The organism is Parashewanella sp. 2304DJ23-3 (genome assembly GCF_056591695.1).
In genome coordinates, this window is sequence record NZ_JBWQOH010000005.1 from 103,502 (window position 1) to 118,255 (window position 14,754).

At 40.5% G+C, this 14,754-nt stretch carries 13 protein-coding genes; 4 read left to right on the forward strand and 9 right to left on the reverse strand.

The window, feature by feature from the left end; all coding sequences use genetic code 11:
- Window positions 1–278 precede the first annotated feature (278 nt).
- From AC1EU2_RS11805 to AC1EU2_RS11815, 3 genes are all read right to left on the reverse strand, one after another.
- The gene (locus AC1EU2_RS11805) at window positions 279–3,350 is read right to left on the reverse strand and encodes an efflux RND transporter permease subunit (protein ID WP_480298477.1); all 3,072 of its coding nucleotides are present in this window, start codon (window positions 3,348–3,350) and stop codon (window positions 279–281) included.
- Window positions 3,351–3,359: 9 nt separating this feature from the next.
- Window positions 3,360–4,466, reverse strand: a complete 1,107-nt coding sequence (locus AC1EU2_RS11810) for an efflux RND transporter periplasmic adaptor subunit (protein WP_480298478.1) — start codon at window positions 4,464–4,466, stop codon at window positions 3,360–3,362.
- Window positions 4,467–4,540: 74 nt separating this feature from the next.
- A complete protein-coding gene (locus AC1EU2_RS11815) occupies window positions 4,541–5,254 on the reverse strand; it encodes a TetR/AcrR family transcriptional regulator (RefSeq protein WP_480298479.1) in 714 nt (237 codons plus the stop codon).
- Window positions 5,255–5,398: 144 nt separating this feature from the next.
- On the opposite strand from AC1EU2_RS11815, the gene AC1EU2_RS11820 reads away from it, so the two are divergent.
- On the forward strand, window positions 5,399–6,139 hold the full coding sequence (locus AC1EU2_RS11820) for a DUF3313 domain-containing protein (protein WP_480298480.1): 741 nt from the start codon (window positions 5,399–5,401) through the stop codon (window positions 6,137–6,139).
- On the opposite strand, the gene AC1EU2_RS11825 is transcribed toward AC1EU2_RS11820, so the two are convergent.
- Window positions 6,084–6,629, reverse strand: a complete 546-nt coding sequence (locus tag AC1EU2_RS11825) for a pyridoxamine 5'-phosphate oxidase family protein (protein WP_480298481.1) — start codon at window positions 6,627–6,629, stop codon at window positions 6,084–6,086. The two genes, AC1EU2_RS11820 and AC1EU2_RS11825, sit on opposite strands and share 56 nt — an antisense overlap.
- A gap of 197 nt (window positions 6,630–6,826) precedes the next feature.
- Here AC1EU2_RS11825 and AC1EU2_RS11830 point away from each other — a divergent pair, with 197 nt between their 5' ends.
- Window positions 6,827–7,561 (forward strand): RING finger protein, encoded by a 735-nt coding sequence (locus AC1EU2_RS11830; protein WP_480298482.1) that lies wholly within the window; start codon window positions 6,827–6,829, stop codon window positions 7,559–7,561.
- An 83-nt stretch (window positions 7,562–7,644) separates the two neighbouring features.
- Here the strand turns inward: AC1EU2_RS11830 and AC1EU2_RS11835 are convergent, their stop codons facing one another.
- On the reverse strand, window positions 7,645–7,980 hold the full coding sequence (locus AC1EU2_RS11835) for a hypothetical protein (RefSeq protein ID WP_480298483.1): 336 nt from the start codon (window positions 7,978–7,980) through the stop codon (window positions 7,645–7,647).
- Window positions 7,981–7,994: 14 nt separating this feature from the next.
- Entirely contained in the window at window positions 7,995–10,280 is a 2,286-nt protein-coding gene (locus AC1EU2_RS11840; RefSeq protein WP_480298484.1) for a YgiQ family radical SAM protein, read from the reverse strand.
- A 262-nt stretch (window positions 10,281–10,542) separates the two neighbouring features.
- Here AC1EU2_RS11840 and AC1EU2_RS11845 point away from each other — a divergent pair, with 262 nt between their 5' ends.
- Entirely contained in the window at window positions 10,543–12,783 is a 2,241-nt protein-coding gene (locus tag AC1EU2_RS11845) for an ankyrin repeat domain-containing protein (protein WP_480298485.1), read from the forward strand.
- Window positions 12,784–12,825: 42 nt separating this feature from the next.
- Here the strand turns inward: AC1EU2_RS11845 and mog are convergent, their stop codons facing one another.
- A complete protein-coding gene (gene mog / locus AC1EU2_RS11850; protein ID WP_480298486.1) occupies window positions 12,826–13,359 on the reverse strand; it encodes a molybdopterin adenylyltransferase in 534 nt (177 codons plus the stop codon).
- A gap of 91 nt (window positions 13,360–13,450) precedes the next feature.
- On the opposite strand from mog, the gene AC1EU2_RS11855 reads away from it, so the two are divergent.
- Window positions 13,451–13,831 carry a DUF1294 domain-containing protein gene (locus AC1EU2_RS11855; protein WP_480298487.1) on the forward strand — a complete coding sequence of 127 codons (381 nt, stop codon included), beginning with the start codon at window positions 13,451–13,453 and terminating at the stop codon, window positions 13,829–13,831.
- Here AC1EU2_RS11855 and AC1EU2_RS11860 read toward each other — a convergent pair.
- Together AC1EU2_RS11860 and AC1EU2_RS11865 are read right to left on the reverse strand one after the other, a co-directional pair.
- Window positions 13,828–14,361: an SRPBCC domain-containing protein gene (locus AC1EU2_RS11860; RefSeq protein ID WP_480298488.1), complete on the reverse strand. Its 534-nt coding sequence runs from the start codon at window positions 14,359–14,361 to the stop codon at window positions 13,828–13,830. The genes AC1EU2_RS11855 and AC1EU2_RS11860 overlap by 4 nt on opposite strands.
- Window positions 14,345–14,710: a winged helix-turn-helix domain-containing protein gene (locus AC1EU2_RS11865; protein ID WP_480298489.1), complete on the reverse strand. Its 366-nt coding sequence runs from the start codon at window positions 14,708–14,710 to the stop codon at window positions 14,345–14,347. The genes AC1EU2_RS11860 and AC1EU2_RS11865 overlap by 17 nt, the downstream gene beginning before the upstream one ends.
- Window positions 14,711–14,754 lie beyond the last annotated feature (44 nt).

The window sequence follows — 14,754 nt, forward strand, 5'->3', positions numbered from 1 at the left end:
TACGGCATGACAAAAAGGTAATGGCTCTTGGCGTATTGAAAATAATACCTTAATCGTTGAGTTTACCACCTTAAATGATGGTATCGAGCATCGCTTTAACCTTACACTAATCGACGAAAGAGAAGGCATGCTTTCCTTCAAAGGCTGTTATTCAAACAGCATGTTTGACCGTATTGCGCCCAATACAGTACCTGTAAATAGTTTACTGATGAAAGTGACTGAAAATTAGGAGTAAGAAGGGACTGTAAATCAATCCCTTCATTATTTTAAGTAATAGACTAAGCGGTTTGTAACTCTTCCTCAGGTTCTTTGTTATGTTCAGCGGCAATGTAAGAATAAAGCACTGGTAATACAAACAAGGTGAAGAAGGTACCAATAATCATCCCTGCAACCAGAATCAAACCAATACTGTTACGCGCTGCTGCACCAGCACCCGTGACTAATACCAGTGGGAAGTGACCCAGAACGGTTGCGGCAGTGGTCATCAATACAGGGCGAAGTCGAGTGCTTGCAGCTTGAATAACTGCGTCACTTCGATTCAAACCTTCTAATTGCAGATGTCTTGCAAATTCCACAATTAAAATACCGTTTTTCGCTACAAGGCCAACCAAGGTGATCAAACCAATTTGCGAATAAATATTGATGGTCGTAAAGTTCATAAACGACAACAATAGCGCCCCTGATAAGGCTAATGGCACAGAACCCAGCAATACAACAAGCGGATCTCTGAAGCTATTGAACTGAATCGCAAGCACAAAGAAAACAAATACTAATGCCACACCAAGCACGCCTACCAGCGTGTTCCCTTCTTGACGTAATTGACGCGACTCACCAACATAGTCAATTGAGTAACTCGCAGGCAAAATTTGTGCAGCGGCTTGCTCTAGTGATGCCAGCGCTTCTTCTTTGGTACTGCCGCCGTTAATGCCGCCAAATACACGGAACGAATTACGCTGTCCGAATTTGGTGAGCTTTCTTGGAGCGGCTTTCGATTGCACAGTCGCAATACTTGATAGAGGTATTAATTTTCCAGCAGGCGTCGATAACTGCAGCTCAAGAATCGCTTGTTGATCATTACGGAAGCGATCTTCAACCTGAGCAATCACCTTGTAAGCTTTACCATCTAAATTAAAACGGTTGATGTAGTTATCTGACAACAAAAACGAAAGCTGTTCATTAACATCACTGATAGTCATGCCTAAATCAGCAATTTTCGCTTTATCAAACGCAAAGCTTATCTGCGGTAAATCGACTTTTAAGTCAGTATCAGCAAACATGAATTTGCCGCTACCAAATGCTGCATAAACCAATTGTTGAGCATAGGCTGCCATTTCTGTTTGTGGTACTGATGACGTCACTACCATTTCGACATCAAACTGACCCGAAGTCGGTAATGCTGCTGGCAAATTAGGAAATGCCGTAACTTGAGGATATTGCGATAGCACGCCGTACACTTGCCCAAGCAACTCTTGCGTACTCTGCTCACGTTGATCAGTTGGCTCAAATACCAAACCACCAAACCCAAACGTTGGAAACGAAATATGCCACATACCTGCACTATCCGGTGTTTGGATTGCACCTTTAACCACGCTCATCATTTGTGCACTTGTATGATCAAGTGTCGACTCAGGCGGCGTTTCAATATACATCTGAATCATCGACTGATCTTCAGTCGGTGCCAGTTCAGATTTTGAAAATAGGTATAACGGCACAATCATCATTGCAATGAATATTGCAACAACAACAACTTGAGGTCGATAATTAAAGGCTCCTGTTAGAAAACCTTTATAGAGTTCTTCAAGACGAGCAAAACGACCATTGATATACTGAGTAAATCGGCCTTCTTTACCACCTTCTGGCGATACTTTAGCACTCATGATCGGTGATAACGTTAAGGCCACCAGCCCCGACATTAATACCGCAATCGCTAGTGTGAATACGAACTCTTTAAATAAAACACCTGTTAAACCAGATAAGAAGCCTATCGGTGCATAAACAGCAGCCAACGTGATTGTCATACCAATAATTGGCGTAAATAATTGACGCGAACTCAACAAGGCAGCTTTAGGCCCACTCATACCGCTGCGCATATGACGCGCGACATTTTCAACCACAACAATGGCGTCATCAACCACCAAGCCAACAGACAAAACAATCGCCAGCAAGGTCAGTAAGTTAAGTGAAAAGCCCATCAAAGTCATAGCCGCCACAGCGCCTAAAATCGAAATTGGGATCGTGATCAATGGTACTAAAGCAGTGCGGAACGACCCCATCATTAATAGAATAACAATGCCCACTAATAATACAGTTTCGAGTAGAGTGGTGAATACTTCCTTAATCGAATCACGCATGTATTTGGTCGCATCGTAAGCAATATTCAGCTTAAGATCTTTTGGTAACGACTGATTGAGCGTTTCTAATCGCTGATAAAGTGCATCACCAATTGCAATTTCATTCGCACCTGGCTGAGTGAACACCGATACATATACTGAGTTACGGTCACGGAAACCCGCTTCAGCCGTCGCTTCTTCTGCACTTAAATCAATGGTCGCCACATCACCCAGTTTTATACTGCGACCATCAACTTCTTTAATGGTAATTTGTTCAAATGCGGGAGTATCTTCAAGCAAGGTATTTGCAACAAGATCGATACTTTGTACTGAGTTTTTAGTATTACCAATCGTCGCTGCCACATTATTGCGTAATAGTGCTTGTTGAATATCGCTGCTACTGACATTCAACATCGCCATTTCACTTGGATTTAACCAAATACGCATAGCGGGTGAGCGACCACCTTCTACACCAACCCTTTGTACACCGGGAAGCGCATTTAACAATGGATTCACTTGACGTACAAGATAGTCGCTCAATTCAGCGCGGCTGAACTCTTTGGTATCGGCCCATAGATAAAAAGACGCATAAGGTCTATCGGCACGAGTAACCGTAATACTTGGATCTTGCGATTGTTGTGGCAATTCATAACGAATTTGACTTAACCGAGTATTCAACTCAGCTAATGCCTTAGTACTGTCGGCATTCAATACCAACTGCACTGTAACTTTACTGGCACCAGCTGATGATTCTGAATTGACATAATCAACACCAGAAATAGTGGCAGCTGCTTTTTCTATTGGATCGGTAACAAACCCTTGAATTTCATCAGCCGAAGCGCCCACGTATATAGTATCAATCACCAGCTGTGAACTTTCGATCTGTGGGTATTGCAACACTGGCAATTTCATCGCTGAAATACTGCCAATCAGCACCAAGACCAAGGATAAAATTACTGCCAAAATAGGACGAGTAACAAACACATCAGTAATGCGTTTTGGATAACTTTGTTCTGACATGCTGCTTCCTTACTGCGCAGCGCCAGCCGGTGCTGGTTGCTGCTGATCGGTAACGAGTTTATTGGGGTACATCTTAAATGCGCCTGTAGTAACCACTTTCTCACCTTGTTTCAAACCGCCAGTGATATAACTGTATTGACCGTCTTCTTGGAATAGTGTGATATCGCGGCGTTGTGCGCGGTAAGTGCCAGGGTCTGCTGGTACCATGACGTACACATAACGCGTAGCTTGTTGACGCAATACCGCTTGCTTAGGTAATCGAATTGTTGGTTGAGCGCTGCCTTGCTTGATCAACACTTCGACAAACGCGCCTGGAGTAAAGTTTTTCGCCTCTGCTTTTGGCAGTAACGCACGATGCTTAAGGCTGCGCGCTGTCGTTTCAATTAGCGGTGACTTTGCAACAACCTGTGCAACTGTGGGTAAAACCTGTCCATCAACAACTAAGGTAAAGCTCTCATCTGACAGCAATCTTGCTTGTGTTTGTGATAAATTGACATCGACCCAAAGGTGACCTTGGTTTGACACTACATTGGTAATTGCGCTGTTGGCAGGCAGGTATTCACCAACAGAGTATTCGTGTAGCCCTAAAGTACCATCGAATGGTGCTAAGACCGTCTTTTTGGCAATGATTGCCTGAATACGTTCTACTTCTGCTTGATTAATTTTCAGATCGGCTACGGCATTATCAAGAGCATCTTCTGCTGCCAATTTTTTCTTATATAAAGCTTTGATTCTTTTTAAATCAGATTTTGCTAGCTCAGCGCGGGCCTTTGCTGTTTTTAATGTGGCTTTTTCTTCGCTGATGTCTAACTGCAGTAACATTTGCCCTTTTTTAACTGAAGCGCCATCTTTCAAATTCAGTTTTACAATTTTCCCTGAAAGCTCATTGGTTAACAGTACTGAATCAGGTGCAATAATTTCCGCTGGTACACGCACGAGCTCTTTATAATCGACTAAACTCGCATTTTCTGCGCCCACTAATTCAGGATACTCTGGCATCGTTTGTGCAGCCTGCGCTGAAATTTGTGATGATTTGTATGAGTAAAGCCCTACGCCCATTGTTGCTACAGCAATAAGGGTTAAGCTCCAGACTTTTAGCTGCTTTCCAGCTGACATAATGTGTTTCCTTGTTATCTTTACTGAATCGTTCAGTAAGTAAAAATTCTCAATTGTTGTTCTAGTACCTAGGTTTAACGTAACCCTAAACTCATTAAATTCTTCTTAGCTCTTTCAATACCATCGTCAGTTAAAGCTGCTTTCCACGGATATGCGTTGATATAGCGCTTCATCGCTTTAATTGCCATTTCGCCTGCAAAGCACACGTCTTCGTTAGACTGACAGTGCTTTTCTTTAATTTTCATGTGGCTACGTACTTGACGCATGCCTACTGTCATCGCCCAATTTCCCATCGAAATTTCCATGACTTCTTCGAGTTCGCCTAAATACTCTCCAGATTCAAAGCAATCTTTGGTTTTTTGCTCGCACATAGAGTCCATATCGTCTTCAAGTTCGAGCATTTTGGCTTTCCACATCGGCGAGCATCGGCGCAGTACGGGATCACTGGTAGCTAATATTTCTAAATCCATATCAAAGCTAAATCGATTGGCTTTTTCTGGTGCCAATAACATGAACGACATTAATTTTTCTGGCATAGATAAGTGAGCAGATGAATAGATTTGATCTGCAACATCACAAAAACGGATAAACATTTCGCAGGCGAGCGCAATGATCACATCTTCTTTAGTCTGTACATATTTGTACAGCGAACCTACTGACAAACCTGCTTCTTTAGCTATCGCAGTCATTTTGAAATCCAGTAATGAGGAGTCTTCTATGACTTTCTCTGCAGCATGTCGGATCATTTCCGCCTGCTGCTCGATACTGTATTTGGGTGCTGGGCACATAAATAAAATCTCATTCGAATGATGTTCGAATGAGATTTTCGCTTTAGTTCAAACATTATTCAAGTGTTTTTATTAATTATTTACTCAGAACTCTGTCGGTGATAGGTTGTCTGGCGAAAGTCGGACGTACTCAAGGCATTACCAATGAAACTAAATCGAAGTTTGAAGCTGTTTTTCATTTCTCTATTTTTCGCTGTCATAAGCGGTTGCAGTAGTTACACTAAACCTCAACCACTTAAGCATGGTTATTTAGCTGACTACCAAAGACTTACAGAAATAAAAGACGCTCAGGGCTTCATTCAAGATCGCTGGGTTAGCCCTAAACTCATGCAAGAAAACGGTCCAATTGAACCCATTTCATTTTATATTAAACCTGTTATTTACTACCCTGGATTTGATGAGCAAAATCAATTTATGCGAAGTAATGCAGATAAAATACTAAGCTACCTTACTATTAAAACCCGTCAAATCGTTGCTAAATACTTTCCAATCACCACAAGACCAACACATGGAACCTTTATCATTGAACCCGCAATTACGCAGGTAAAAATTTCTCAAGAAAACCTAAAGCCAACTGAGTTACTCCCTGTTGGTGCTGCCATAGCTATTGGTAAACACTTACTTGGTACTCGAGATAGAGATATTGAAATTCGTTTAGAAAATAAAGTGATTCTGGCTGATACTAACGAACTTTTGGCTACAACGGTACTCAGAGGTAATGGTGAACAACTTGAAAACGATAGAGAACAACTCAGCCTAAAACACTTAAAACCAATTTTAGATGCTTGGGTTGCTCAGTGGGAACAAGAAATTGCAAACTACAAACGCATCATCGACAAGCGCCATGATTCGATTGCAAACACAGGTACTGCGGCTTCCAATTAACCCTGTCAGGATAAATTTTGCGACCTAACATTTCGACCCAAATAGGCTCAATTCGAATCAACATATAATCTTTTGGGAAATCAGGCCAAAGCTTTTTTCTTAGCTTTGGCTCAAAAAAATCATGTTGATGGGTCATTTCAAGTTTAGAATGCAAACTTGCTTTACCGATGATGCTTAAGTAACTCTTATAGTCATCAGCAATAATGTGAAACTGAACTTTGGGGTTTGAATTGATTTCAGAAACTTTTCGAGTATTTGGTTTAGTCGCAATCCAAATCACAAAATCATCATTTGGCTGGCTGAACTTAACGGTTCTAGACTTCGGGTAGCCATATTTATCAATACTCACTAGACTCCCATATTCACTGTCTCTGATAATACTCTGTGCTACCGTTTTAAACTTTTGTGAATGCGTGTTTTGTGTTTCAGCTGAAACGGAAAATATGGCAATGAGTAACAGCGGAGACATTAACTTTCTTACACTCAACATAATTCAACTTCCATTCTGAAATCATCTCAATGAGTGTAGTTCAAAACGCTTAGGTCAATATTTTTAGGTAGTTGAAGGTATCGAAAAACATGAAGTCCGCAGGATGAACCTTAGATTAATCATTTTATATATTGTTGAATTTAAGGAATTTAAATAGTAATAAATTATTACCTAAATAAAGTTCTTTGGAGTAGCAAATGGCTACAGCTCTCACTCGAAGCGAAGGTTCGCCAGTACCTACTCCAAACCAAATCAGTGCTTCTAACTCTTCTTCACCAAATAAAGTAAAGTTTGAGGAGATAGAGTGGACTTTTTATAATCAAAAGGAGCTCATTCACGAATGCCCGATATGTCTTGTAAAACCTGCTATTAAGAATTTTTGTGGTAAAAACAAAGAAGGCCATAATGCATGCGAACCTTGCTTCAAAGAGTATCGGGATAGTTATGGAAACAAAACATGCCCAAGCTGTAGAGCAGAGCTTGCAAGCTACACAGTTAGATCGAAAGTTGATACCAAGTTAGATAAGGCTTTACGAGATTTAGTCGTAGAATGTTCTTGTTGCCAAGTTAAAGCCAGCTATTCTCTAAGACATTACCATAAAGATTGTACGGTTTTAAAACCTAAGGCATTACCAAAACAGGAATCGTCTGAAACAAATGCTACTGAATCTGATTCGACATTAGACAACACATCGGTACAAAACAAAGCATCAGTAATACCTGAACAAGAAACTCAAGAACAGCAGTCGACAGGTGAAATGACCGAACAAGATCTTATCGATATACTCGGCGAAAATGAATATAGATCAGCAAAAGCACTAGAAACAAACCGCACCTCACAAAGACAACAAGTGATAGCGGCTCTCAGTGAAGAGGAATACTTAGAAGCTTTAGCTGCTGAAAGCGCCAGAAATGGATATGCAATTAATTAAATACTTCCAACGATGATATTACAGCAAAGAACTCTGGGAATATGACGTTTTATTATAGCCTAACTATTTTAATAGTATCGCTATTAGCGATACTTTCTCAACTCTTCTGAAACATCTTCTTCTGGTGGCCGTTCAACGGTAAATAAATGATCCATGAAGTGACTGATCATCAAACCAATACCTGCAAAGATACTCAAAATGATCCCAGCAACTTTCAATTCGGGCATAAAATACGCAACTGCAGCAAAAACAACTAATGCATAAAAGCTGAACATTTTTAGCTTAGCGATTTTAACGCTTTTGCCTAGCCAAGCATCACAATGATAACAGCGGATCTGAGCCGATAAACCTTGACCTCGCTGCTCAGCAATTTTAGTGACACTGATATTTTTACTGCAATGGGAACACACTAAACTCATGTTAATACAAATCCTTATCCTGCAGCACTTCGCTGTTTATTATTGCTTTTAAACGGCTTACTTTTGCCAAACGGTGCTTTACGACCTGAACTTTTAGGCTTATTGCGGCTTTGGCCATTACTTTTTGAATCACTCGTTGCACCATTGCTGCGCTTTTTCGACTGACCTTTGTTAAACTGGTTGTCACTAAAACGCGTTAACCCTTTCTCACCGGGCTTCGCTTTCTGCCCTTTTTGCTTGGCAATGGCATTACGCTCATGACGTCCTTCAGCTGGGACTAATTGGTGTGGGCTGTTACCAATCAAGTCTTCGCGCTTCATGTCTCGCAGAGCTTCACGTATGAGTGGCCAGCCAGCTGGATCATGATAACGCAACAAGGCTTTATGTAATTTACGTTGACGGCCTTTTTTCGGTACCGTTACCACTTCACTGTCTTTCTTAACGTTTTTCAGTGAGTTTAATTCGGTATGATAAATCGTAGTCGCATTGGCCATTGGCGACGGATAAAAGTTTTGCACCTGATCTAATTTAAACTTGCGTTCTTTCAACCATAAGGCCAAATTCAGCATATCTTCATCTTTCGTGCCCGGATGCGCTGAGATAAAGTACGGGATCAAATACTGCTCTTTACCCGCTTCTTTGGAATATTTATCAAACAGTTCTTTAAATTTATCGTAAGTACCCATGCCCGGCTTCATCATTTTATTCAGCGGGCCTTCTTCCGTATGCTCAGGCGCAATTTTTAAATAGCCGCCGACATGGTGCTGCACTAATTCTTTAACGTATCTTGGGTCTTCAGTCGCCAAGTCATAACGCACACCCGATGCAATCATCACCTTCTTGATGCCCGGCACATCACGCGCCGCTCGGTACAAATCAATAGTGTGCTTATGGTCGGTATTTAAATGGCCACAAATACTTGGGAACACACACGACAAACGACGACAGGTGGTTTCGGCTTTCTCACTCGAACATCCCAAACGATACATGTTGGCTGTTGGGCCACCTAAATCAGAAATCACACCAGTAAAGCCCGGTACCTTGTCTTGAATGTCTTTAATTTCTTTGATGATCGACTCTTGCGAGCGACTCTGAATGATCCGGCCTTCATGCTCTGTAATCGAGCAAAATGAACAACCACCAAAACAGCCACGCATGATATTGATGGAGGTTTTGATCATGTCATAGGCAGGTATTTTCGCCTTTCCGTAAGACGGATGTGGCACACGTTTGTAAGCTAAATCAAATACTGCATCCATTTCATCGGTATTCAGTGGCCATGCAGGTGGGTTTACCCACACGCCACGGGCGCCATGCATTTGAAAAAGCGCGCGTCCACAGCCAGGATTTTGCTCTTGATGTAAAATACGTGATGCATGAGCGTACTTGAATTTATCAACTTTTACTTTTTCAAAATCAGGTAATAAAACGTAGGTTTTTTCCCACGGTTTTGGACGAGAAGGCTGAACAGATATCGGCTTTGGTGCGTCGTTATCAAAAATTTTCTTATCCGTCGGACCAGATAACTTTTCACAACCCACATCGTCAGCACCGTAAGGATTTGGGATCGGATCAATTTTATGCAGTTGGTCGATTTCTTTTGAATCCACCCCTTTCCATTCAGGTACAGCTTCCTTACGAATGACTGCTGTTCCACGAATGTCTTGCATTTGATCTATGCTTTGCCCTGCTGCAAAACGATGTGCGACTTCAGCAAGTGGTCTTTCAGCATTACCGTAAATCAAAATGTCGGCTTTAGCGTTAAAAATAACGCTTTGTCGCACGGTATCAGACCAGTAATCATAATGGGCAATACGGCGTAAACTGGCTTCAATGCCGCCAATTACCACGGGAATGTGTTTAAACGCTTCTTTACATCGTTGAGTATAAACCGTCACCGCTCTATCAGGGCGTTTACCACCTTCATCATTAGGCGTGTACGCATCATCGGTTCGAATGCGTCGATCCGCAGTGTATCGGTTGATCATCGAATCCATATTACCGGCAGTCACACCAAAAAATAAGTTCGGTTTGCCCAGCTGCATAAAGGCGTCTTTACTCTTCCAATCAGGTTGAGCAATGATACCCACACGAAAACCTTGCGCCTCAAGCATACGACCAATGACTGCCATCCCAAAACTCGGATGATCGACATAAGCGTCACCAGAAACGATGATGATGTCGCAACTGTCCCAGCCAAGCTTATCCATTTCCTTTTTGGACATCGGTAAAAACGGAGCTGGCTCGAAGTTCTTAGCTCTGTATTTTTTATAGGAAAATAAAGTGGATTCAACTTGCATGGGTTACCTGTAGTCGCTGAAAGCAGCCATAAAAAGTGCGCCGCAATGATAAAAAAGCAGCGCATTATACCAGAAACAAAGTAGGACTTATATTAAGCATGTCGTTCATCATTATTAACACGCCTATAACAATAGTATGAGATATACCTTAAAGACAAAGTACACCAGAGAAACAATTTAGTTAATTAATGTTAATCCAAAATCCATCATTAATTAACTTATTGAATGATAATGTAAAATTTTCATTGCAATATATTTGATTATGACAAGCTTAAAAGTAGATTCTCAATATTCGGACAGTACATTGAACCCCGCTAGCTTTAATCAAATTCCCCTTGACCAACAGGAAATGAAATCTAACTCTTCAACTTCTATAACTACATCGCAGTCAAACGAATTATCAACCTTTATAAAAGCTAACTTATCAGACCTGAAACTATCGCATGATCAAGGTGAATCGATTGTTGCTACAATTGAATTAGCGGCCTTTCCTTATAAACATCGATTACTTGAACGTCTAATTGCTCTTTTACCTAAAAGCAATGAGGAAGTTAGCCTATCAGAATATGCTGCAAAGCTTGAAGCATTAGAACAATTGACTCAATCTGTTGTTGAAAACAAAGAGCTTGAACCCAACAAATTATCTTACTGTGTACTAATGATGAGTATTTGTGAAAATCCAAAACTCAACAAATGTGTACATACCATAATCCGAGAGATTGTAATTTCATTTGCTTATGACTTTCTTCGTTCTCATCGACTCCTTCATTTGAATGGAATTCAACTTCTTAAATATTGTCAGAAAGAATTTCTTATTGATGATGTTCCTAACTCAGTCATTAACATCAGCATTGAACAAAGTGTAAAAGAGCAGCTCGAAGAGTTTCGACAGCAATTAGAGACTTTATTGTTGCCGTCTGCATTAGTTTGCCATTGTACTAAATCGATGCTTAAAAAAATGGACAAATTAGATGCCAGTAAAAATAAAACTGAAGACACAAAAACACTTGAAGAAGGTTTATCGGAACTTACAGGGCAACCGATTACATTAAACGAGAAAAGCTGTTCAACTCCAGAACAAAAAAGCAAAATTTATAAGGACTGGCATACAAAAATTGCTTGCAACTTTAATCACTTAACATTAGGAGATGAAGGAATTGAAGTTGAGACAGCTTTAGTTCCTTCTTCTGAGCAATTACCTTTTAGCATCACTTGCCAAGGGCCGTTCTCTCTTTTTATAAAACAAAATGGTGAAGTAGGTTGTCCAAGTGTTGAGGCACAACACTTATTCAATAACGTAGATCTGATTGATTTACCCACGTCTTATGCATTTACTATTTTGTTAGGTTTTGCACACCAAGTCCATGATATAAAATCTTTTACTCTTTGTGCAGGGAAGTTAGCTAAATCTGGGCTACAAGCATCAGCTTCAGATATTTATGATGATGTTTTACATTTTCCCTTGCAAGCAACATTTGATGAGCTTTGGGCTTTGCCATCTAAGCAAGAGCAAATCAAATCGATAATGTCGGGATCAAAATCAAGCCAACAAAGAAAACTGTGCGGTTTTGTATACATACCCTTTTTAACAGCTAAGCTTTTAGAAAACGAAACGACTCAAAAACTCAAAAATAAAGTGCAACAAGACGTAGCTATTTTAGGTTATTTATCTCCAGAAAAAATTAAAACGCTTACACCTTTGCTTGACCAGAAAGCATTATTAAATCAAGCTATTCGCAGATTTAAAGAGATCAGCTTGGACACTTTCAAAATTCTCGCTGAATTTGACGTTGATCTATTTAATACCATGAACACTCTACTCGTGGAGAAAGAAGACGGCTCAATCTCAAAAACCTCACTTATGTATGGTTTAATTACTCGATGCCCTGCGGAGGTTATAAAACTCTTTCTCAAAGATAAAAGTACTTTAGAACGCTCAACATCCCCAAGATCTGAGCTTGCTTCCTATAGAGCGCCCGTTTTATGTATGTTAGTAGGAATTGCTCCTCAGCTAGCTATCGAATTGATTAAAAAATACTCCCTAAATACAAACATAAAAGGTGCATTTGGTTCTCCACTTACTTTCTATGCAGCATATAATGAAACATCTGAAGCCCTCAAATTTTTATTACAAAATAGCACAACAGATTTAACAGCCACTTGCGATAATGGAAAAACAATACTCCACCAAGTAGCTTCATCAGGTTCCGTTAAGCTGACTAAATATTTAGTAGAACATCATGATGAGCTCGTATTATTAAAAGATGACTTAGGTAATACCCCTGCAACATTGATAAAAGCAGAAATATCAAAATGCGATACCCTAACAAGAAGCCAGAAACTGCAAGAGTGCCTTGACATCTTATTAGCAGAAGAAAGAAGAATGACCTCCGCATCATCAAATAAACGAACCAAGAGTAACGACATTCAGATGAAAAGTGTCACCCCAAAGAAAGAAAACGATAAAGAAGATAAAGAAGATAAATGGGTGGTAGTTTTTTAAGTACGCAATTTCAATTATTAACAATTACGCACTTAACACACTCTATTTAGCCTTAGGCCTAAATGGCTTAATCACACTTTCATCACACTCTAAAAATGGACCTTCCATTAAATCAATGCAATAAGGAATCGCTGGAAACACTGCGTCCAAACATTCACGAATAGACTTCGGTTTACCCGGTAAATTAACAATCAACGAACTGCCACGCAGGCCGGCTGTTTGGCGAGATAAAATCGCTGTAGGGACAAATTTTAATGATTCTTGGCGCATCAATTCACCAAAGCCAGGCATCATGCGATCGCATACAGCTTCAGTCGCTTCAGGGGTTACGTCTCGCTTAGCAGGGCCGGTTCCACCAGTTGTCACAACTAATGAACACAGCTCATTGTCTACCATGTCTTTTAGTGTCGACTCAATCAAGTCCTGTTCATCTGGGATCACTTGGTACACAGGCTCCCATTCGGAGGTGAGGTAATCATTTAGCGTATCAATGATTGCATGACCAGATAAATCTTCATATTCACCACGACTGGCGCGATCGCTTACGGTAACAATACCAATTTTTGCAACTGTCATAATAGGTTCTGCCTACTGCAATTTATTCATGGCTGTAGCATAATCGGCTTTCTATAAACTTTGCAATCGTTGCACTTGATTTAAGACAAGTATGAGCCGAACTGAACACTCTATTTCTTTATTTACTGCCTATAGCTTCATTCTTATTTTCAGTGTTGGCCTGTGCTTCAATCTTATTTCGAAAAAATTATTACTTTGGTATGGCTTGTTGTCAGTCATTTCATTCGCATTTTACTCATGGGATAAAATCCAAGCTAAAAAAGACGGCTGGCGAGTACCTGAAAAACATTTACACGTATTAAGCCTGATTGGAGGTTGGTTTGGAGCGCTGCTTGCGCAGCATTGGTTTAGGCATAAAACCAGTAAAGTGAGCTTCCGACGATTGTTTTGGCTCACGACTCTGATGAATATTGCCGGACTCATTTGGGTTCACTCCCGGCATTTCCAATGGTTGTTAACTGCCTATTTTTAAAAGTTTAGTGGTTCATCTTTTCGCTCAAAACCCCAATGCTCACTTAAGCATTTTTTCGGTGTCATAAATGCCGTCATTGAAATCATAGTTAAAATAAAACGATGCTTGAATGACGGTTTTCCCGTTTCAATAATATCTTTGAGCGTTTGCGTAATGAATTCGCCACCTTGCGCCATGTAATCTGCCGTTTTGGTTCCAACTGGCACACCTTCGTTAATGAGAGTTAACTCGGTTCCTGTCTCAACCTCTTTCAATTCATAGGTGACCTTACAATATGGATCATCTAAATTAGTAAACTTAAAGCTGTGACTGTATCGATAAGGTGGATTCCAATCTATTACTTCACCCACAACGGACGTGTATTTTCCACTGCGCATTCGTATTGGGTTACCCGGCTCCATCGAGGGAGTATCAAGCCGAGCATTAAAGAAGTGGGCACACAAACCTTCACGTTTCGTCAGCTCGTCCCATACCGTCTGAATAGGTGCTTTTATCACAACCTTAAACATTTGCTTAGGCAATCTTTCCATGGTGTTCCTCGTCATTTTGTTGAGTTTGTTCTTCTAATTGATTTTGCTCTACATAATCTTTGAAACTGTTCAACGGTGCTGAAAAAAACTGACTGTATTGATCGGTCCAACGATCATAGATGGTTTGAATTGGCATTACGTTAAAATAGTGCAGCTTGGTTCGCCCCGACTTTTCGATAAGTAACAACTGTGCCTTTTGCAGTATTTTTATGTGCTTTGCAACGGCGATACGGCTGCTCTCAAACAGGGCTGCAATCTCACCCGATGAGCAACCTGGAGTCCGATGTACAAAATCTATGATTTGACGCCGATGAGGGTGTGCTAACGCTTGGAATATTTCATCGATCATTACAACCTCATTGTGAAACCTATTGGTTACATATGATAACAATC